The organism is Ruegeria sp. CDSA033 (assembly GCF_059612305.1).
In genome coordinates this window covers 1-19870 of the sequence record NZ_JBXWQI010000027.1, presented here as the reverse complement: position 1 = coordinate 19870, position 19870 = coordinate 1, and the positions used below count along the sequence as shown (strand labels likewise).

The following is a 19870-nucleotide window of genomic DNA, read 5'->3' as shown; positions in this document are numbered from 1 at the left end:
GCGCAAGTCGTTCTTACTTTCCAACGATCTCAATCATGTAATCACGACGGGCTGCGGCAGGTGGTGGCTGAAACGGCGCTGCCGCGCGTACTTGCGCAAGTGCCACCTGATCCAGTCGTTTCGACCCCGAGCCGCGCTTGACGGTGACACTTACAAGCGCCCCATTGTCGCCAATCCGAAAACTCACCAACACTGCACCACGAATATTGACGTTCTTACGTCGGGCACGAGTTATCTTGCGCATTACGTGCCCTCTGTAATTGCTGACCTCAGCGTTACCCTGCCCGGCCGCTATGGAACTTGTCTTTTTGGCCGTCGCAGCGCCTTTGCTGGTTTTTCCCGATGCGTTGCCTTTTCTGGCGCTTTTTTCAGAATTTCCTGCCTGCGACGCAACCTGATCGACCTTTTGTTTGGTCGGATCCGTTGGTTTCATGGCCGGGGTTTTCGCAACGGCTTCGGTCTCTGACGGCACTGCTTCTTGCGCTTCGGCGGATGCTTGTCGATGGGTCACCGCGACAGCCGCTGTGCTGTCGGCGACGGTATGCTTGATCGCCCCTGGAACCGACGCCTGGGCCTGAGAGGTTGGGCTAACCGCCGTTTGTTGCTGTGTCGGTGCGACTGTCGGTTGATGCGCAGTAGCGGGTGCCGAGGCGGTGGCCCCCGTCACATAGTCCTTGAAGGCATCCCCCAGCGCAGCAACTTCGCCCGACCCGCCACCTTCGACAAGCACCGGTTCACCTGCGGAAAAGTCATGCAGGGCAAGAACATGGGTGGCTGCGGCCAGCGCCAAAGCCGCAACAGCTATGCCACGAGATCTGGGTATCATTGCAAACCCCTTTCTGTGACCACGTACACCCTTTTTGCACCCAGCGCACGCAAGGTATCACTGACCTCTTTCAGCCGAACAGCAGGCAAAGCCCGGTCCGGCACGACGCGAACATCATCCAGCGGCAGGTTGATCGACGCGCGTTCCACATACGCCTCAATTCCAGTCAGTTCGGCGCCCCGGTATTCCAGTGAACCATCGCTACGAATGACCATAGCATCGGGTGGCTCGCGACCGTCCAGATCACTGGTTTCCACCAGCTTCACCGATTGGCTCAGCGGCGGCGCAAGGGTGCCTGCAATCATGAAAAAGATGAGCATCAGAAAGACGACATTGATCAGCGCAATCGTCGGCTCACGGCCATGTTTTTCCTTGGACTTCAGTTGAATCATCCGATCACCTGCGCGCGCAACTGCTCGACACCGCTCAGTTCGGAAAGCAGATCGATCAACTGTTGTGAGGTGGCACTCCGTCCAAGACTGATCAGCGCGATCTGAGGCTTACCAGCTGCCATCACCGCGGCCACATCTTCGAACGTGGCGGGAGAGCCATCCACCAAAATGCGGTTGGCTTCGAGTTTGACAAAACGGATTGTCCGGTCTGTTTCTGTGCCTCCGGCGGCAGCGGTGGCAAATTCGATTTCGCCATATTTGGAGAACGTCGACGTCAGCATGAAGAACAGCAACAGCAGAAAGATGACGTCAATCAAGGACGTCATCGACAAGCGCTTGCGCCGTCTTCTGCGGACGTTAAGTGCCATGGGCGAAAACCTGTTGCGGGGTTTGATCAGCCACCGGCGCGTCCTCAGCATAGCCCGGTGCAAACACAGTTCTCAAAGCGCGGTTGGCAAAACTACGCTCTCGGTTCATGCGCGCCTCGAACCACGTCAGAACCATCGAAGTCGGCATCGCAACCGCAAGGCCGGCAGCGGTCGTCAACAGGGCCACCCAAATACCACCAGCAAGAAGCGATGGATCAACAGAATTGCCCGCGCCCTGAAGGGTTTGGAACGCCTCGATCATGCCCAATACGGTCCCGAAAAGCCCCAGAAGCGGCGCAAGTTGGGCGACCATATCCAAGACGTTGAGCCCTTGCTCAAGTTGGGCAAACCGCGCTTCGGCCTCGGCGTCGGTACGTTCTGACAAGGTGCGATCCTCTCCAGACAAAGCCATCGCGATCACCGGCGCCAAGTAGCTGCGGCTATTGCCCAGATGCGCCCTTGTCTCGGCAAAGTCCCTGCGATCCCAGGCCTGAATGGCGCGCGAAAGCTCAATATGACGCCCGACACCTGCGGCCCGAAACTGCCACAGCTTGTACAGAACCAACGAAAGTGTTGCGATTGAAGTCACGATCAGGATGGCAACAACCGGCCCGCCCAATTCCAGAATTTCCATTATTTTTCTTATAACTGCGTCCATAACCTCACCCGACCACTTCCGTTTCAAGACGACTTTTGAGCGTAAGCCCGGACATGCAGGCATCGGCCATGTCAGATTGTGTCACGCATTCCTGCACACCGTTGATCAGTATTCGGCTGATCTGATCGCAAGCCATGTCGTCGAACTGGAACTGCCGCACACGGGGCTTGCCCGCAGGCAATTCGGCAAAATCAAGTAGTGTCAGAAGGGCCACCTGACCTTCTGCGCCGAAAAGAACGGTCTCATAAACCGCGCCATCGATATCGATGTCATAGGCGTTTTCAGCGACAAAGCTCAGCAAACAGCTTTCGCCCTTTGCCTCGGCACTGCTGAGTTCGATTGCTACGCCGCTGGGCTTTTGCGTTTCCTCTGCGCTGGCAATCCCTGCCCCCAAAATTGGGAGCAGGGCCAGCAGGACCACCCGAGCATTTCTTTTGATTGTTGTCTGCATGACTGGTCCTTTCGTGTGGATCAGAAGGTTTTGGCCAGGGTCAGCTTGAAGTTCCGGCCCGGTGAGTTGCGGGTCGAAAGGTTCGGCAGATAGTTCTTGTCAAAGATGTTCTCGACGCCTGCGCGAACTTCGAAACCTTGAAACGCGCCTTCCTGCGGCAGATAGGTCGCGCGCAGGGTGTTCACGCCGTAGCCAGCAACCGGATCTCCGCTTGAGTCGGTGCCGGATTTGGCGCCGAACAGCTCCCAGCTGACGTCCAGAGTTTCGCCAAAGCGTTTGCCGACTGTTACCCGGGCCGAGTCTGTCGGCTCGTTCCGCCATGGTGAGTCCACGCCAAGCGAGCTGGTTTCAGTCCCTTTGACGATGTTTGCATTGAAGTCGACATAGTACCCAGCCGCGCTGGCATAAGATGCCTCGATTTCAACGCCCTTGGTTTCAACTTCCTGCAGCGGGCGGGAAGGACTGCCCGATACATAAGACGTGATGTCCCAAAGATCTGTCTTATAGAAATTGACCTTGGCACGAACCACATCACCCGCAGCAAAAATATCGCCACGGTTATACGAGAAGCCCGCTTCCCATGTGCGCGACTTTTCAGGTTGGGTCATGTATGCTGGTGTGCCCAGATCGTCGATGATTGGCAGGTTTTCCGTGTATGCCCCACTGCCGAACACGGCAAAGCCGCTGGCAAATTCGTACCTTGCAGACAAACCGCCCATCAGCGCGTTGTTGTCATAGCTTTCATTGCGCGGAGCCGATGCATCACCGTCGCCTTTGATGTCCTGCGTCTCGTACCGGATCGCCGGAGTGATGGTCAGCTGATCGCCGATCTGGATATCGTCCACGGCAAACAGTGCGACACGTCGGTCGGTGCCACCGGGGGCCGAGGGCGCGTCCAGACGCTCGCGATTGATGAATTCGATCCCGGCGCGCAGGTCGTGCGAGGCGACGCCGGTTTGGAAGTACGACGTATTCTTGATCGTCAGCTTCGTGGTTTCATAGTTGTGCGTCGCGTCAGCCAGCCCACGAATGCTTGGGAAGAATGGCGTTCCTTCCAGGCTTGAGGACCCGGGCACGTAAGAGCTGTCAATCTCCTGCTCCGAGTAGCTAAGGTTTACGTCCAGATCGATCAGGTCGTTGCCCGCCGGACGGTACTGATACCGCAGAATGCCGATTTTCGTTTCGATATCGCGGTCTACGTTGCCAAATGAATCCGACGTCGTGCCGAACGAGTCATACGGAACATCGCGTTCTTCCGACGTCGACTGATTATAGGACGCGGTGATCGAGTGTTCGAGGTCGTCACCAAAGCTGTATTTACCCTTTGCCAGAAGCGACGGCAGCGTGAAGGCGCTGTTACCGATCGTATCGCCATTGCCGTCCTTCTGATCGTCCTGATCACGATAGGTGTAGTTGAACAGGAATTCGGTCTGGCGGTTTGGCTGCCAGGCCAGGATGGACGACGAAGCAAAGCCGTTCCCGTTGGAATACCCTTCCAGCGTTTGGCGGAACCGGAAGCCGGGCTCACCACCGGTAAAATCTGAAGCGTCTTTGGTTTCCAACTGAACCACGCCGCCTACGACACCCGAACCGTATTCGAACGAGCCTACTGTGCCGCGAATGACTGAGACGCTTTTGTATAGCTGCGGATCAGTGAACAACTGATTGCCGATCCGATACAACTCCTCCGCGCCGGTTGTAGCCCCATCGACAAGGATCAGCACTTTCTGGTCGGTCCCAAAGGTGCCGTTGGCACCGAACCCACGGATATTGATCCCCGACCCTTGCGGTGTCGAGCCATTGACCAGCGTCACACCGGGCACCGTGTCAATCAGTTCTGCGACGGTGTTGGCCTGACGGTCGTTGATCTCTTCCTGATCGATATTGGTGACCGGCACGGCGGTATCCGTTTGGATTTCCCGTTTGCTTTCACCCAGTTCCAGCGTACCCAGGAAGCCTTCATCCTGTTCCTGCGCCGAAGCACCAGCCGCAACCATGCTCAGGCACGACACCGTACCAAGCAACCCCATCTTTTGAATACGCGAACGCATTTCTGTCCCTTCGAAATTTTAAGAGGACCGGAAATGCTTGCTCCGCGCTGGCTTGGTCAGTCTTTTATGATTTTTGGAATCGCCTTTTTTGGCGACTTGTGCTCGTTAATAAAGTTGACTAAAACAGTCAACATAAATTCCTGGTCGTCCGTACGACCGCCGCCAGCAGTACACCGCGTTCAACGGTGGCCGTGCCAGCCCGACACCCATGACAATCGAAGATGGAAAAACCCATGACGGAACAGGTGCTTCTGGCCCCGGATCAAATTCGTGCAGCCTATGCTAAAAACACCGGAAAACGTGACCGCGACTTGGCGGAATCACTTGGAATAACCGAAGGTCAACTCGTTGCGGCGTTTGCGGGTATCGACGTAACGCGGCTTTCGGCAAGCTTTGATGACATCTTCCCGATGCTCAACGGGCTGGGTGAGGTCATGGCGCTGACGCGCAACCTCTCCTGCGTCATTGAAAAGGTCGGGCAATACGACAACTACCACTCAGGTGCGCATGCTTCGATGGTTCTGACAGAAGAGATTGACCTGCGCATGTTCCCCGGCCATTGGGTCCACGCCTTTGCCATCGAACGTGAAACGGACAAAGGGACAAAGCGATCCCTTCAGGTTTTTGATGCCGCCGGGGATGCGGTGCACAAGATCTTTCTGCGCGATGGCTCTGACCTGAACCACTGGGACGAACTTGTCAGCAACTTGCAGGCAGATGACCAATCCCAAACGCTGAATGTCGAGCCGCGCAAGCCAACCGAGGCCGCCAAGGTGAACACCGACAAGGTCGAACTTCTGCGATCGGAATGGGCCAAGATGACGGATACACACCAGTTCCTGCGCCTGACCTCAAAGCTGAAGATGAACCGATTGGGCGCCTACCGCGTCGCTGGTGAACCGCTGGTTCGCGCGCTAGAACCGGTAACGGTTTCCCAGATGTTCGAACAGGTCCGGGACCAAGGGCTTGAGATCATGGTCTTCGTCGGCAACCGTGGATGCATCGAAATTCACGGTGGGTCGGTTGAGACGCTTAAACAGATGGGTCCGTGGTTCAACGTGCTTGATCCGCGCTTCAATTTGCACCTGCGCTCAGACCATATTGCCGAGGTTTGGGCCGTGATCAAACCCACCCAACGCGGTCCCGCCGTGTCAGTTGAGGCGTTCGATGCCGAAGGTGGTCTTATTCTGCAGATATTTGGTCGCCGTTCAGGCGAAAACGATCACCGCCCGGTCTGGGATCAACTGGTGGCAGGCCTGCAATCCAAAAAAGAAACCGAGGTGGCGTGATGAGCCCCCTTTGCAGGTTTTCATCGGTCGTCGCGCTTGCCGGCGCGGTGATCGGAACAGCGGCCATCGCAGCAGATGAGCCAGAACCCAACCGCATCATCGCCATCGGCAGTTCCGTGACCGAGATCGTCTATGCCCTGGGTCAGCAGGATCGCCTAGTTGGGCGGGACCGGACCTCGACCTACCCGGTTGATGTGCTGGACCTGCCCGATGTCGGCTATATACGTGCACTGTCCCCCGAAGGGGTCTTGTCGGTGAAACCCGACCTGATCGTGGCGCTGGAAGGATCAGGCCCACCCGAAGCGGTAGAGGTCCTCAAAGAGGCCGGTGTGCCCTTCGTCTCGATCAGTGAAGACTATTCACGCGACGGCGTGGTGGAAAAAATCCGGGCTGTCGGGGTCGCCCTGGGTGTCGAAGATGCCGCCGAAAAACTTGCCATTCAGACCGGTGCCAAGATTGACGGGGCTCATTCGAATGCAGTTGATGCTTCGGTGGGCGGCACACCCCGGGTTCTGTTTGTCCTGTCGGCTCAGGATAATCGCATCATGGTTGGCGGCGCGGACACACAGGCAGACAGTATCATTCGTCTGGCTGGTGGCGTGAACGCGGCCGGGAACGTGTCGGGCTTTAAACCCATGACACCCGAAGCGATTGCCACAACCGCGCCAGACGTGATCCTGATGATGGATCGGCAAGGCAACCACATCACCGCCAATGAAGACCTGTTTGCCATGCCAGCCATCAAGCTGACGCCCGCTGGACAGAAAAAACGTCTGATCCGCATGCAGGGTGCCTATCTGCTGGGCTTTGGCCCCCGAACGGCCGAGGCGATTGCTGATCTGTCGGCGGAATTGCAGAGAATCAACGGCTCATGACCCTTGCAATGGATCACGATGGGCTCAACGTGGCTGCCCACGACCGACGAGTGACGGCGCGCCGGGTCACTCTGGCCCTTATGGCGCTGTTGGTCTTCACCAGCATCTGCAGCATCTCGGTCGGCGCGTCGGACGCATCCGTTCGCGCAGCATTCACGGACCTGATTGCAGGGCGGGACATGTCGGACCTCGACCGGATCGTCCTGTGGGATATCCGACTGCCCCGGCTGGCGATGGGAGTTCTTGTCGGCGCCGCTTTGGCGGCTTCCGGCGTGGTGATGCAGGGCCTGTTTCGCAACCCTTTGGCTGACCCCGGAATTGTGGGCGTCAGCGCAGGTGCCGGTCTGGGCGCGATTTCCGCGATAATCCTCGGTGCGTACCTGCCCGCCTCCATTCTGGCCTGGGTCGGCAATAGCTTGGTCGCCGTGGCGGCATTTCTGGGCGGGTGGACGTCCGTCTTGCTGCTCTATCGCGTTTCAACACGAGGCGGGCAGACATCGGTTGCAACCATGCTGTTGGCAGGGATCGCGTTGGGTGCGCTGTCGGGCGCTGTGTCCGGGGTTCTGGTCTACATGGCCGATGACCAACAGCTGCGCGACCTGACGTTCTGGGGCATGGGCTCGCTGGCCGGCGCAACATGGACCAAAGCAGCCACGGCCGCTCCGATCATCTTGATTTCCGTGTTCACGGCCCAGTTCCTTGCCCGTGCGCTGAACGGCATGGCGATGGGCGAAGCCGTGGCGCACCACATGGGAATCCCGGTTCAGCGCAGCAAAAACATCGCCATTCTGGCCGTGGCCGGCGCGACCGGAGCCGCCGTCGCAGTCTCCGGAGGCATTGGTTTCATCGGTATCGTTGTGCCACATCTGCTGCGGTTGGCGACCGGACCGGACCACCACCGCCTGTTGATGAACTCGGCCCTGTTAGGGGCTAGCTTACTGCTGTGTGCCGACATGATCAGTCGCCTGATCGTGGCACCGGCCGAACTGCCGATTGGCATCGTAACTGCAATCTTAGGCGCACCGGTCTTCCTGTGGATTCTGCTGCGGCGTCACGGAACAATGGGAATGTAAGTGATGAAGGGCGAAAACATACACGTCAAACTCGGCCGTAAAGAGATTCTCCACGGCGTGGACTTTGACGCAGAACCCGGAAAAGTCACAGCCATCATCGGCCCGAATGGCTCGGGGAAATCTACGTTACTCAAAGCCTTATCAGGCGAACTTGAATCTTGTGGAGAGATTTCTCTGAACGGGCACAGCATTTCCGAGCTGAAGCCTTGGCAACTGGCTGCAATGCGCGGGGTTCTACCGCAATCGTCAACCGTTGCCTTTCCCTTCACTGTGCTCGAGATCGTCCGACTGGGCCTTGCAAACGGGCTAGCTGCAGCGGATGACAGCCTGCCTTCCCGCGCGCTGGCTCATGTCGACCTCGCTGGGTTTGAGCACCGGTCTTACCAGAACCTTTCGGGTGGTGAGCAGCAACGAGTTCAGCTTGCCCGCGTTTTGACCCAAGTCTGGGACGCGACATACCACGATCAACCCAGATGGCTGTTGCTGGACGAACCCGTTGCAAGCCTGGACATTGCGCATCAGTTCACTGTGCTGGGTGTTGCAAGAAACTTCGCCACACAAGGCGGTGGCGTTGTTGTGGTTATGCACGACCTGAACCTGACGGCGCTGTTTGCCGATTATGTGTATGTCATGTCGGAAGGATCTGTTTGGGGCTCAGGCACACCAACTGCGATCCTGAACGACCAGACGATGCTGCAGGTCTATGGTATCGACCTGCCTATCAGCACCCTGCCTAAAGCTCAGGTTCCGTTCATCCTGCCGCAAGCCATGCGACAGGCCTTAACCGCGTAAAGGGCACACTCAGGGCGAGCAGTATTTCCGCCTGCCCTAATCACGCACCGAAACTAGACGCCGTAACGACTCAGTATCATCTCGACACTGCTGTCTATAGTCGCGGTCATTTCGACTTCGGTCAGAACATTGCCAGAGAAAACCATCGGCCAGAAAGCTCTGGACTTGATCAGGCCGATGAATTCCTGCCCTGCCTGTTCGGGATTCTCGATCCGCAACTGCCCGTCATCGGCTGCATCCTTCAGCATCTCAATAAAGATCGCTGTTTTGTCGAGTTTGCCCTGAGCAGCCGCAGCCAGATCGGGGTTGCGCAAGGTTTCGCTGATCACCATCCGCGCCATCGCCATCACTTCGGGCAGCATCAGAATGCGCCCCTCGGCCCAGGCCAGATTGGTCAGCTGCTGACGAATATCACGCCCTTTTTCATAGCGGATATCCCGCACGGCTGCGAACCGGTTGGACAGTTCTAACACGATGGATCGAAACAGGTTTTCCTTGCTTTCAAAGTACTTGTAGAGCGTGCGCTTGGACACCTCGGCCTGCGCTGAAATGCGGTCCATGCTGGCGGCGGCGAACCCCTTTTCCTGGAATTCAGCCACGGCCGCTTCGATGATTTGGGCTTGTTTGGACGCATTCGGCGCTGTGCATTCGTTCATGTCTAAAAGCTATAGACCTATTGACAGATTAAGGTCAAATTCTACGTAAACTCTCGAGTTTACATGTCTGGATTTCTCACCTAGTGTAAACGCGCCAGTTTACCACCTTAGGTACCAGCCAACACGGAGAGCCCCCTCATGGCATTGACTTTGAAACTGAACGGCGAGACCCACACGGTCGACGCCGAACCCGGCACGCCCCTGCTGTGGGTGATCCGGGATGAACTTAAGCTGACCGGAACCAAATTCGGTTGCGGCGTCGCATCCTGCGGCGCGTGCACAGTGCATTTGAATGGCGAACCCGTACGCTCGTGCCAAACCTATATCGAAGACGTCGAAGATGCCGAGATCACCACAATCGAGGCGGTTGGAGACGACAAAATCGGTGCGGCCATTCAACAAGCTTGGATCGAACTGGACGTGGTCCAGTGCGGCTATTGCCAGTCGGGTCAGGTGATGTCGGCGGTTGGACTATTGTCCGAAAACCCCAAACCCAGCGTCGAAGAGATTGACGATTACATGCATGGCAACGCCTGCCGTTGCGCCACCTATCAACGCATTCGCGCCGGCATCCAGCGCGCATCTGAAATTTTGGAGGCCTGATCCATGACCATCAACACCTCCCGCCGTGGATTTCTGAAAGGTGCCGCTGCTGCCGGTACCGTCTTGCTGGTTGGCGCACGCCCTGATGGGGCGCTGGCGGCTACTTCGTCAGAGACCGCTCAATTCAACCCGTTCGTGAAGATCGATGCAGATGGCACTGTAACAGCCATCGTAAAACACTTTGAAAAGGGCCAAGGTCCAGCTACCGGTCTGCCGACGCTGATCGCCGAGGAGATCGGCCTGACCATGGACCAGATCGAATACGAATTCGCGCCATCCAACCCGCAGGTCTATAACAACCTGTTGTTCGGCCCCTTCCAAGGCACTGGCGGATCAACCGCAATGGCGAATTCGTGGATGCAATACCGTCAGGCAGGTGCGGCGGCGCGTGAGATGCTGATCAATGCCGCCGCGCAAAGCTGGGGCCTGGACGCATCCGACATCACCATTGAGGAAGGTATCGTCAAGGCAGGCGACAAATCGGTCCCAATCGCTGAATTCGTGGCCGCGGCCTCTCAACTGGAGGCCCCGACCGAGCCGCGCCTAAAAGACCCGTCAGAGTTCCGTCTGATCGGCAACGAGACGGTGCGCCGCAAGGATTCGGCAATCAAAGGCAACGGTCAGGCATTGTACGCGATGGACGTCCATCTGCCGAACCAGATGGTCGCCATGATAAAACGGCCCGAATCGAAGGGTGGCATCGCAAGCGGCTTTGACGACAGCGCGTCAAAAGAGGTCAAAGGCTATATCAGTGCCGCCATCCTGCCCAATCAGGCGGGTGTAGCTGTCTATGCCGAAAACACCTGGGCCGCCATTCAGGCGCGCGACGCGCTTGAGGTAGACTGGGACATTTCCGGATCTGAGACCCGCGACTCGGACCAGATCAAGGCCGAAATCATGGCCGCCCTGAACGCCGAAGCCGCGTATAACGTGAACAAGGCGGATGTCGCAGCGGTGTCGGCGGCCATTGATGGCGCGAACACGGTCGTTGAAAAGACCTTCTATTTCCCGCTTTTGGCACATGCCCCGATGGAACCGTTGAACTGCACCATCGAGCAAACTGCCGAAGGTGACATTGTCCTGCACGATGGTGCCCAGATGCCGACCGGCCCGCATATGGCCTATCAGCAGATCTTCCAACTGCCTCCAGAAAAGATTCACATCAAAACAATGCTGGCCGGCGGATCCTTTGGACGGCGGGCGACGCCAGATGCGGATTATCAGGTTGAGGCTGCGCTGGCCTTTGTGATCACCGACCGCTCGCGCCCGGTCAAACTGGTGTGGACCCGCGAAGATGATATCCGCAGCGGCTACTACCGCCCCGCCTTTGGCCACAAGGTGCGCGTTGGTCTGGATGCCGATGGCAAAATCGTCGGCTGGCAGCATCAGGTCGCCGGTCAGTCGGTCATCAAGGGCACACCGTTTGAGGCCGTCGCAGTACATGACGGCGTCGACCACAGCTCTGTCGAGGGCATTGCCGACAGCCCATATGATATCCCCGGAATGGCATTGGGTCTGACCGACACCCCCAAGGCAACAACGGTTCTTTGGTGGCGCTCGGTGGGGCACACGCACACCGGTTATGTCATGGAGACGATGATGGATACCGTTGCCGAGGCCGCAGGTCGTGACCCGGTAGAATTCCGTCTGTCCCATCTGTCGGATACCAACAACGCGGATCAGCAACGCAAGGCAGAAGTTCTGAAACTGGCTGTTGAGAAGGCCGGTTGGGGCAATGCTCCTGCGGGTCGCGCACAAGGTATCGCGGTGCATAAGTCCTTTGGGTCTTATGCCGCACAGGTTGTTGAGGTGTCCGGTGATCCGGAAAACGGCATCAAGATCGAGAAGGTCACATGCGCCGTGGATTGCGGGATTGCCGTGAACCCGGACGTGGTGCGCGCGCAGATGGAGGGCGGTATCGGATATGGTATCGGCCACGTCATGCGTGATCAGATCACGCTGACCCAAGGCGCGGTGGATCAGTACAACTTCCCTGATTATGAACCGCTGCGCATCGGCGATATTGCCGAGATTGACGTTCATATCGTGCCTTCCGCCGAAGCCCCCACTGGTGTTGGAGAACCCGGCACACCGCCTTCGGCCCCCGCGCTGGCTAATGCGATCCGGGCGCTTTCCGGCGTGAAAGTCACCACTCTGCCGATGGTGGAAAACGGCGTCAGCTTCGTCTGACGACCAACCCCGCGCCTGTCCCAATGGACGAGCGCGGGGTTTTTCTCAGCCAAAGAAAATTTGATCAAATTTCGTGACAACAGGTCGCTCCTCTATTACACCTCGGGTAGCCAGAGTAATGGAGTCAGTGATGGATCTGAGCGCCCTGCACAGTTTTCGCGTTGCCGCATGTGACCTGAATGGTCAGATGCGAGGCAAGCGTGTGCCGCCCTCTTACGCCGACAAGCTGGACAAAGGCACGCTGCGCATGCCGTTTTCAGCGTTGAATGTCGACCTGTGGGGCGCGGATATCGACGGCAGCCCGCTGGTATTCGAATCCGGTGACGCAGATGGTGTCTTGCTTCCGACCGAGCGCGGCCCAGTGCCAGTGCCTTGGCTGGAAACGGAAACCGCCCTGGTCCCCATGTGCCTGTATGACGACGAAGGCACCCCGTTTGCTGGCGACCCCAGGCATGCACTTGCCTCTGTTCTTGATCGCTATGCACAGCGTGGCTGGTCGGTCATTGCGGCGACAGAGCTGGAGTTCACCTTGCTAGACGCCTCGGGTGCGCATCCGCAGCCGCCGGTCAATCCCGTGACCCAGCGACGACTGGAGGATGAGGCAGTCCTGTCGATGGCAGAAATGGATGCCTTCGATGCGTTCTTCACCGACCTTTATGACGGGTGCGCTGCGATGGGAGTTCCCGCGCAAACCGCCATCTCGGAAAGCGGTATTGGCCAGTTCGAAATCAACCTGAATCACCAAAACGCCATGCGCTGTGCCGATGATACATGGCTTTTCAAGGCCTTGGCGCGTGGCCTTGCCCGTAAACACGGGTTCACCGCAACCTTCATGGCGAAACCCTACGCCGATGACGCTGGCAACGGGATGCATGTCCATTTCTCGGTCGTGGATCAACAGGGCCGCAACGTGTTTGACAACGGTGGACCCGAAGGCACCGATTTTCTTCGGTGGGCGGTGGCGGGATGCCTGACGGCGATGCCCGGATGTACGCTTGTCTTTGCACCGCACGGGAATTCATACACGCGCCTGGTCCCGGGCGCGCACGCCCCAACTGGTGCGTGCTGGGCCTATGAAAACCGCACTGCCGCTGTGCGCATTCCTGGTGGCGCACCGGCTGCGCGGCGGATCGAACATCGCGTCGCCGGTGGGGACATCAACCCCTATCTGATGTTGGCCGCCGTTCTGGGGGCCGCCATGAACGGCATCGAAGATCAGTCGGATCCGCCCGCCCCGATTTCGGGCAATGCCTATGAGATCGACGGGCTTCCGCAATTGGCTGCCGACTGGACCCAAGCCATTGCAGCATTCGAAACAGACCCCAATGTCGCGCGCATCTTTCCGGCCGACCTGATCCGCTATTTCGCCATGACCAAGCGACAGGAAATCAGGCGGTTCGCCGAGCGTCCATCCGAAAACCATTGGCTGAGTTATGTCGAAGCCGTATGAGCCCTCTTGCCCGCCCGCATCCGCTGGGCTAGAATAAATTTGATCAAATTTGGTGACCCATGAAAATCGGCATCCTACTGACCGGCCATCCACCTGATGAACTGCAGGACCAATTCAGCGAATATGACGCGATGTTCGCCGCGCTGCTGGACGGCAACGGTTTTACCTACGAAACCTTCGCCGTTGTAGACGGCCAATTTCCCAAGGACGCGTTTCATGCTGATGGCTGGATCATCACCGGCTCGCGCCATGGCGCGTATGAGGATCATGCGTGGATACCACCGCTCGAAGATCTAATCCGCGCCATTCAACGCAGCGGTCGCCCGCTGATCGGTGTGTGCTTTGGCCACCAGATCATCGCGCAGGCGCTTGGTGGCAAAGTCGAAAAGTTTACCGGTGGCTGGGCCGTGGGGCGCACCGAATATGACTTGGAAGGCCAATCCGTCACCCTGAATGCCTGGCATCAGGATCAAGTGGTTGAGCTGCCCGAAGGTGCACGTGTGACAGGCACCAACGACTTTTGCCACAATGCGATGGTAAGTTATGGCGACAACATCTGGACCGTGCAGGCCCACCCGGAGTATGGCGATGCCTTTATCCAGGGCCTGATGGAAACGCGCGGCAAGGGTGTTGTTCCCGACGCGTTGATGGAAGCGGCCGCCAACCGCCTGCCCGGCCCCGACGACAACGCGACCATCGGACGGCACATGGCAGAATTTCTGAAGAAAGAGAGGGCCTGATGGCCGACTGGACAGACCAGCTGCCAGAAGCAGCAAAAACCTATATCTCCGGCCACCGGTTGGATGAGGTCGAATGCATCATCTCGGACCTGCCGGGCATCGCACGCGGCAAGGCCGTACCTGCCAGCAAATTCGCGCGGCAGACTTATTTCCACCTGCCCGACAGCATCTTTTATCAAACCATCACAGGCGATTGGGGCGAAGCAGCGGGTGAGGACGGGTTCATCGAACGGGACATGATCCTGAAACCTGATTTTTCAACCGTATCTGCCGCGCCGTGGACGGGTGACTGGACATTGCAGGTTATTCACGACGCCTATGACCGGGACGACAAGCCGATCCCTTTCAGCCCGCGAAATGTTCTGAAACGCGTCGTGCAACTGTATCACGACAAGGGATGGAAACCGGTCGTAGCACCGGAAATGGAGTTCTTTCTGGTCGCCCCCAATGTCGACCCGGCGCAGGGCATCAAACCGATGATGGGCCGTTCGGGCCGTCCGGCAGCCGCGCGGCAGGCCTATTCGATGACCGCGGTGGACGAGTTCGGGCCTGTGATCGACGACATCTATGATTTCGCCGAGCATCAAGGGTTCGAAATTGACGGCATCACGCAGGAAGGCGGCGCGGGTCAGCTGGAAATCAACCTGCGTCACGGCGACCCGGTCAAACTGGCCGACGAAGTGTTCTACTTCAAACGTCTGATCCGCGAGGCCGCGCTGCGCCACAACTGCTTTGCCACGTTCATGGCAAAACCGATCGAGGATGAGCCAGGCTCGGCCATGCACATCCACCACTCGATTATCGACATGGAAACAGGCCAGAACATCTTTTCGGGTCCTCAGGGTGGTGAAACGGACGCATTCTACAACTTTATCGCCGGTTTGCAGAACCACTTGCCTGCAGGTCTGGCCGTGATGGCGCCTTACGTGAACTCCTACCGCCGTTACGTGAAAGACCACGCCGCGCCGATCAATCTGGAATGGGCGCGTGACAATCGCACAACGGGCATTCGTGTGCCCCTGTCCGGCCCCGAGGCACGCCGCGTGGAAAACCGGATCGCAGGGATGGACTGCAACCCCTATCTGGGCATCGCGCTGTCTCTGGCCTGTGGTTATCTGGGCCTGACCCGGCAAGAACGCCCGCGCCGCCAATTCTATGGTGACGCATATGAGGGCGAAGGTGACATCCCGCAGGTGATGGGCAACGCTTTGGACCTGTTTGATGAGGCCACTGCCTTGCACGAAGTTCTGGGCCCTGAGTTCGCCCGCGTCTATGGCATCGTCAAACGGGCCGAGTACGAAGAGTTCCTGCAGGTCATCTCTCCGTGGGAGCGCGAACATCTGCTGATGAATGTCTGAGGCACCCGATGAACCTGCTTTATTCCAATGACCGCAAGGCCGAATACCCGGCCAGTTGGTACGCTGCGACGGCCAATTCGGTGGACCGCTTCCCTGCGCTGACCGGCGATGTGAAGGCTGATGTTTGCATCGTGGGCGGCGGGTATACCGGCCTGTCCGCCGCGTTGCATCTGGCCGAAGCAGGGTTCGACGTTGTCCTGCTTGAGGCTCACCGCGTTGGCTTTGGGGCCTCTGGCCGCAATGGCGGTCAGCTGGGCAGTGCACAGCGGATGGATCAGGAAGATCTCGAGCGACTGGTCGGCGATGATGACGCCGCCAAGCTGTGGGATCTGGCCGAGGACGCAAAAGAACTGGTCAAATCGCTGATTGCGAAGCACCAGATCGACTGTGACCTGAAACCCGGCGTGGCCGTTTTGGGCCTCAGCAATGGTGAGCAGCAAGAGCTTCATGATCACGCAGCGCATCTGTCCGACCGCTATGGTTATGACCAGATGGAGGTTCTGGACGAAGGCGCAGGTCAGGCATTGTGTCCTTCGCCCTCTTATCGGGGCGGCTATCTGGATATGGGCGCGGCGCATCTGCACCCGCTGAATTTTGCGTTGGGGCTGGCTCAAGCGGCGGCAAACGCAGGCGTGCGTATCTTTGAAGGTACCGAGGTTTTGGGCGTCGAAGAAACCGCCCCGGCGGTGGCGCGAACCTCACAGGGCACGGTAACGGCCGACCACGTTATTCTGGCCTGCAACGGATACCTCGGTGATCTGAACCGCAAAGTGGCCACAAAGGTCATGCCTATCAACAATTTCATCGTTGCGACCGAACCGTTGGGTGCGGAATCTGCCCGTGTTCTGACCCGCGACGTCGCCGTTGCTGACACCAAGTTCGTCGTGAACTATTTCCGCCTCAGCGCCGATGGGCGGTTGCTGTTTGGCGGTGGCGAAAGCTATGGCTACCGTTTCCCCAGCGACATTGCCGCGACGGTGCGAAAGCCAATGACCGAAATTTTCCCGCATTTGCAAGATGTTAAAATCGACTACGCTTGGGGCGGCACTCTGGCCATCACAATGCGCCGGATGCCGTATCTGGCGCGGATCGCGCCCAATATCCTGTCCGCATCGGGTTATTCCGGGCATGGGGTCGGAACAGCCACGCATGCGGGCCAACTGATGGCACTGGCCATCCAGGGGCAAGCCGAAGGGTTCGACACAATGGCCCGCGTCCCCGCCCTTCCCTTTCCAGGAGGCTCCGCCCTGCGCAGCCCTCTGCTGGTACTTGCGATGACATGGTTCGCGCTGCGGGACCGGTTGGGCTTCTAACATTTGGAAATTTCGACAGATCGGTAGAATTTCGCCTTAGGGGCGAATGAAGGCTTGGATTGCATTTTGTTTAGCTTTATCTTTCCCAAAGATAGAATTTGGGAAAATCAAATATGACGCTTCCGCCAAACGTTCATGCCGCCGAACCAATCCCCCCAGCAGCAAAAGAAGCAATCGACGCCTTAATGCAGTCAGGCGATCTGTTTCGCTATACCGCGCCGCAGGATGCGCCGGTTGCCTTGCTTGAGGCCGAGTTTGCCCGGCTGCTGGGCAGTAAATACGCGTTGGCCGTTTCGTCCTGCTCGGCTGCCCTGTTCCTGTCGCTCAAGGCGCTCGGTCTGCCGCGGGATGCGCGGGTTTTGATCCCCGGCTTCACTTTTGCCGCCGTTCCGTCCTCGGTCGTTCATGCGGACTGCATCCCGGTCCTGTGCGAAGTGGGTGAGAATTATCGCATCGACATGGCGGATTTCGAGGCCAAGCTGGACGGCGTTCAGGCTGTGATCATCAGCCATATGCGCGGCCACACCTCGGACATGGATGCCATCATGGCGCTGTGTGACGCACGCGACATCCCTGTGATCGAGGACGCGGCGCACTCGCTAGGCACAACTTGGCACGGGCGCAATATTGGCACGATCGGCAAGATCGGCTGTTTCTCGTTCCAGTCCTACAAGATGATTAACGCGGGCGAAGGCGGTATTCTGATCACCGATGATGCCGATCTGGTGGCGCAAGCCGTGATCATGTCGGGCGCGTACGAACATAACTGGAAGAAACACAAAGGGCCACAAGGCGACAACTCGCCCGAGTTGGAGCAGGCGTTTGCCCGCTGGCAGAACCAATTGCCGCTCTATAACTTGCGGATGAGCAATCTCAGCGCTGCAGTAATCCGGCCACAAATCCCGGAACTTGCGCGTCGTGTGCGTGACGGCCTGTCCAACCACGACTATGTTGCAGACCGGTTGAATACATCGCCCCATATCGACGTCCCTGCCCCTCTGGAGCCCGAACGCCGGGCACCGGATTCCATACAGTTCAACCTGGTGGATATGGACGACAACGATATCCGCGCCTTCGCTGCGGCGACTGAGGCGCGTGGCGTCAAGGTTCAGGTCTTTGGCCTGAGTCAGGATAACGCCCGCGCATTCTGGAATTGGCAATTCCTGCCGGAAAAGTTCGAGCTACCGCAAACCCGCGCAATGCTTATGAAAGCTTGCGACGTCCGGCTGCCTGTGCGCCTGACACGCGAAGAGCTGGACGTGATTTCGGATATCCTGCTGGCGTCTGTGGGCGAAGTTACGGGACCGGTTCCTGTCTACGGAACCTGACGACGGCTAAGGTCCATGGCGAAACAGATCGACCGGCAAAAACAGCGCTGTGATCCCCTTGGGGGTTGCAGCCACGCGGGATAGGATTCCGACAACCTGCAATTCGGTTTCCGTCCTAACCAACAAAGGCGCACCAGAATCGCCCATCATGACCGGACATGTCGCCAACAAAACTCCGCTTGAATGACGGTGCGGCTGACAGGTTTTTGTTTTGCTCAGCACATGAGGCCGGATACCGGGATACCCCGCAACAAACGTGCCAGTGGCGCTATCATCCCCCAGCGGCAGATAGCCGACTTGCTGCCCAATCGGCGCGCTGAGTTCCAGAACCGCCCAATCCAGGTCTGCTCTGTCATCAAACAGGCCTTCAACGCCCTGTTCGGGATGGAGCCGATACCCTTTCACGCCTGAAACCACAGCGGCTTCTCCGCGCTGATAACCGGCGGCAAAACGGATGCTTGAGGGTGGAATCCACCGCTGACGCGGTGTGTTGTACAGGCAATGCGCGGCGGTCAGGACAAGATTGTCCGAAACAAGAACACCGGTGCAGTGAGACTTTTGATCCCGACTGGCAAAATTAACACGTCCAATCGCGCGCCACGGGGGCTGATCAGCCGCAAGAATTTCGCGTGCACGAATTGCGTCACATCCGGCTTCGGCCCGTGTCCCCAATGTACAAACTTGGGTCCACTGGTCCGAGAAAACACCTTGTGACAGCGCGGGTTGCATCCAAAGTAGCGTGATACTCAGGATCAACCAGCGCATCTTTGGCCGCGTCAGTTAAGCTTGGACAGCTTTTGCTGCAGTTCCGCCAACTGTTTTTTGATGTCGTCCAAATCTTCCTTGGGCTCGGATTTGGCGTCATCGTCTTTGTCCGGGCCGGACCATCCGCCGGACAGACCACCAGTCATGGCTTTCAGGAATGCTTGCTGCTGCGCCTGCATTGCATCGAACCCCGGCATCTGAGACATCGGATTCATCGCACTCATGTTTTCCATCATCTTGCTCTGGTTTTCCCGCAGCATCTCGAATGAGCTTTGCAGGAATTGCGGCATCACACCGCCACCCGGCAGCATGTAGCTGCGCACAAGATCGTTCAGCACATTGACCGGCAGCACATTTTCGCCGCGGCTTTCGTGTTCAGCAATAATTTGCAGCAGATATTGCCGCGTCAGATCATCACCTGACTTCAGGTCTATGATCTGTACTTCGCGCCCGTCCCGAATAAACGACGCGATGTCTTCAAGCGTGACGTAGTCACTGGTCTCGGTGTTATACAGCCGACGGCTGGCGTAACGTTTGATCAACAGTGGTTTTTCTTGTTCCGACACCGTTTACCCTCCCCAAGGATGATGCATTGCAGCAAAGACTATGCGAGCGCAGCACAAAAAGAAAGGGCAGGTCTTTCGACCTGCCCTGCGCGATAGCACCGATTGGGAGGAGTAGGTGCGCCTCGC

At 57.9% G+C, this 19870-nt stretch carries 20 protein-coding genes; 11 read left to right on the top strand and 9 right to left on the bottom strand.

From position 1 onward, the window contains the following. Positions 1-13: 13 nt before the first annotated feature. The 6 genes from AC2FLA_RS20635 to AC2FLA_RS20610 are packed head-to-tail and all read right to left on the bottom strand — an operon-like array spanning position 14 to position 4746. A complete protein-coding gene (locus AC2FLA_RS20635; protein ID WP_496724863.1) occupies positions 14-826 on the bottom strand; it encodes an energy transducer TonB in 813 nt (270 codons plus the stop codon). Continuing rightward, positions 823-1218, bottom strand: a complete 396-nt coding sequence (locus AC2FLA_RS20630; protein ID WP_496724861.1) for an ExbD/TolR family protein — start codon at positions 1216-1218, stop codon at positions 823-825. Before AC2FLA_RS20630 ends, AC2FLA_RS20635 begins: the two co-directional genes overlap by 4 nt. Next, on the bottom strand, positions 1215-1586 hold the full coding sequence (locus tag AC2FLA_RS20625; RefSeq protein ID WP_496724859.1) for a biopolymer transporter ExbD: 372 nt from the start codon (positions 1584-1586) through the stop codon (positions 1215-1217). Before AC2FLA_RS20625 ends, AC2FLA_RS20630 begins: the two co-directional genes overlap by 4 nt. Further along, the gene (locus AC2FLA_RS20620) at positions 1576-2220 is read right to left on the bottom strand and encodes a MotA/TolQ/ExbB proton channel family protein (protein ID WP_496724857.1); all 645 of its coding nucleotides are present in this window, start codon (positions 2218-2220) and stop codon (positions 1576-1578) included. Before AC2FLA_RS20620 ends, AC2FLA_RS20625 begins: the two co-directional genes overlap by 11 nt. Positions 2221-2248: 28 nt before the next feature. After that, positions 2249-2695, bottom strand: a complete 447-nt coding sequence (locus AC2FLA_RS20615; RefSeq protein ID WP_496724855.1) for a hypothetical protein — start codon at positions 2693-2695, stop codon at positions 2249-2251. A gap of 20 nt (positions 2696-2715) precedes the next feature. Then, positions 2716-4746 carry a TonB-dependent receptor domain-containing protein gene (locus tag AC2FLA_RS20610; protein WP_496724853.1) on the bottom strand — a complete coding sequence of 677 codons (2031 nt, stop codon included), beginning with the start codon at positions 4744-4746 and terminating at the stop codon, positions 2716-2718. 233 nt (positions 4747-4979) lie between these two features. On the opposite strand from AC2FLA_RS20610, the gene AC2FLA_RS20605 reads away from it, so the two are divergent. The 4 genes from AC2FLA_RS20605 to AC2FLA_RS20590 are packed head-to-tail and all read left to right on the top strand — an operon-like array spanning position 4980 to position 8775. Next, the gene (locus AC2FLA_RS20605; RefSeq protein WP_496724879.1) at positions 4980-6035 is read left to right on the top strand and encodes a hemin-degrading factor; all 1056 of its coding nucleotides are present in this window, start codon (positions 4980-4982) and stop codon (positions 6033-6035) included. Next, on the top strand, positions 6035-6910 hold the full coding sequence (locus AC2FLA_RS20600; RefSeq protein WP_496724851.1) for a heme/hemin ABC transporter substrate-binding protein: 876 nt from the start codon (positions 6035-6037) through the stop codon (positions 6908-6910). The genes AC2FLA_RS20605 and AC2FLA_RS20600 overlap by 1 nt, the downstream gene beginning before the upstream one ends. Beyond that, positions 6907-7983, top strand: coding sequence for a FecCD family ABC transporter permease (locus tag AC2FLA_RS20595; RefSeq protein WP_496724849.1), 1077 nt, complete (start codon positions 6907-6909; stop codon positions 7981-7983). The genes AC2FLA_RS20600 and AC2FLA_RS20595 overlap by 4 nt, the downstream gene beginning before the upstream one ends. Before the next feature lie 3 nt (positions 7984-7986). Continuing rightward, positions 7987-8775, top strand: coding sequence for a heme ABC transporter ATP-binding protein (locus AC2FLA_RS20590; RefSeq protein ID WP_282169278.1), 789 nt, complete (start codon positions 7987-7989; stop codon positions 8773-8775). 53 nt (positions 8776-8828) lie between these two features. On the opposite strand, the gene AC2FLA_RS20585 is transcribed toward AC2FLA_RS20590, so the two are convergent. After that, on the bottom strand, positions 8829-9431 hold the full coding sequence (locus tag AC2FLA_RS20585; protein ID WP_496724847.1) for a TetR/AcrR family transcriptional regulator: 603 nt from the start codon (positions 9429-9431) through the stop codon (positions 8829-8831). Positions 9432-9569: 138 nt separating this feature from the next. Here AC2FLA_RS20585 and AC2FLA_RS20580 point away from each other — a divergent pair, with 138 nt between their 5' ends. The 7 genes from AC2FLA_RS20580 (at position 9570) to AC2FLA_RS20550 (ending at position 18413) form a co-directional block, all read left to right on the top strand. Continuing rightward, positions 9570-10034, top strand: coding sequence for a (2Fe-2S)-binding protein (locus AC2FLA_RS20580; RefSeq protein WP_282154201.1), 465 nt, complete (start codon positions 9570-9572; stop codon positions 10032-10034). A 3-nt stretch (positions 10035-10037) separates the two neighbouring features. Then, positions 10038-12224, top strand: coding sequence for a xanthine dehydrogenase family protein molybdopterin-binding subunit (locus AC2FLA_RS20575; RefSeq protein WP_496724845.1), 2187 nt, complete (start codon positions 10038-10040; stop codon positions 12222-12224). Between the two features lie 130 nt (positions 12225-12354). Then, positions 12355-13674, top strand: coding sequence for a glutamine synthetase family protein (locus tag AC2FLA_RS20570; RefSeq protein WP_496724843.1), 1320 nt, complete (start codon positions 12355-12357; stop codon positions 13672-13674). A 59-nt stretch (positions 13675-13733) separates the two neighbouring features. Next, positions 13734-14414 (top strand): type 1 glutamine amidotransferase, encoded by a 681-nt coding sequence (locus AC2FLA_RS20565; RefSeq protein ID WP_496724841.1) that lies wholly within the window; start codon positions 13734-13736, stop codon positions 14412-14414. After that, positions 14414-15772 (top strand): glutamine synthetase family protein, encoded by a 1359-nt coding sequence (locus AC2FLA_RS20560; protein WP_113791976.1) that lies wholly within the window; start codon positions 14414-14416, stop codon positions 15770-15772. Before AC2FLA_RS20565 ends, AC2FLA_RS20560 begins: the two co-directional genes overlap by 1 nt. Positions 15773-15780: 8 nt before the next feature. Then, a complete protein-coding gene (locus AC2FLA_RS20555; protein ID WP_496724839.1) occupies positions 15781-17085 on the top strand; it encodes an NAD(P)/FAD-dependent oxidoreductase in 1305 nt (434 codons plus the stop codon). A gap of 113 nt (positions 17086-17198) precedes the next feature. Then, positions 17199-18413, top strand: a complete 1215-nt coding sequence (locus AC2FLA_RS20550) for a DegT/DnrJ/EryC1/StrS family aminotransferase (RefSeq protein WP_496724837.1) — start codon at positions 17199-17201, stop codon at positions 18411-18413. A gap of 6 nt (positions 18414-18419) precedes the next feature. On the opposite strand, the gene AC2FLA_RS20545 is transcribed toward AC2FLA_RS20550, so the two are convergent. Together AC2FLA_RS20545 and phaR are read right to left on the bottom strand one after the other, a co-directional pair. Next, positions 18420-19178, bottom strand: a complete 759-nt coding sequence (locus AC2FLA_RS20545) for a trypsin-like serine peptidase (protein WP_496724835.1) — start codon at positions 19176-19178, stop codon at positions 18420-18422. Between the two features lie 11 nt (positions 19179-19189). Continuing rightward, positions 19190-19744 (bottom strand): polyhydroxyalkanoate synthesis repressor PhaR, encoded by a 555-nt coding sequence (gene phaR / locus AC2FLA_RS20540; protein ID WP_058274099.1) that lies wholly within the window; start codon positions 19742-19744, stop codon positions 19190-19192. Between the last annotated feature and the right edge of the window lie 126 nt (positions 19745-19870).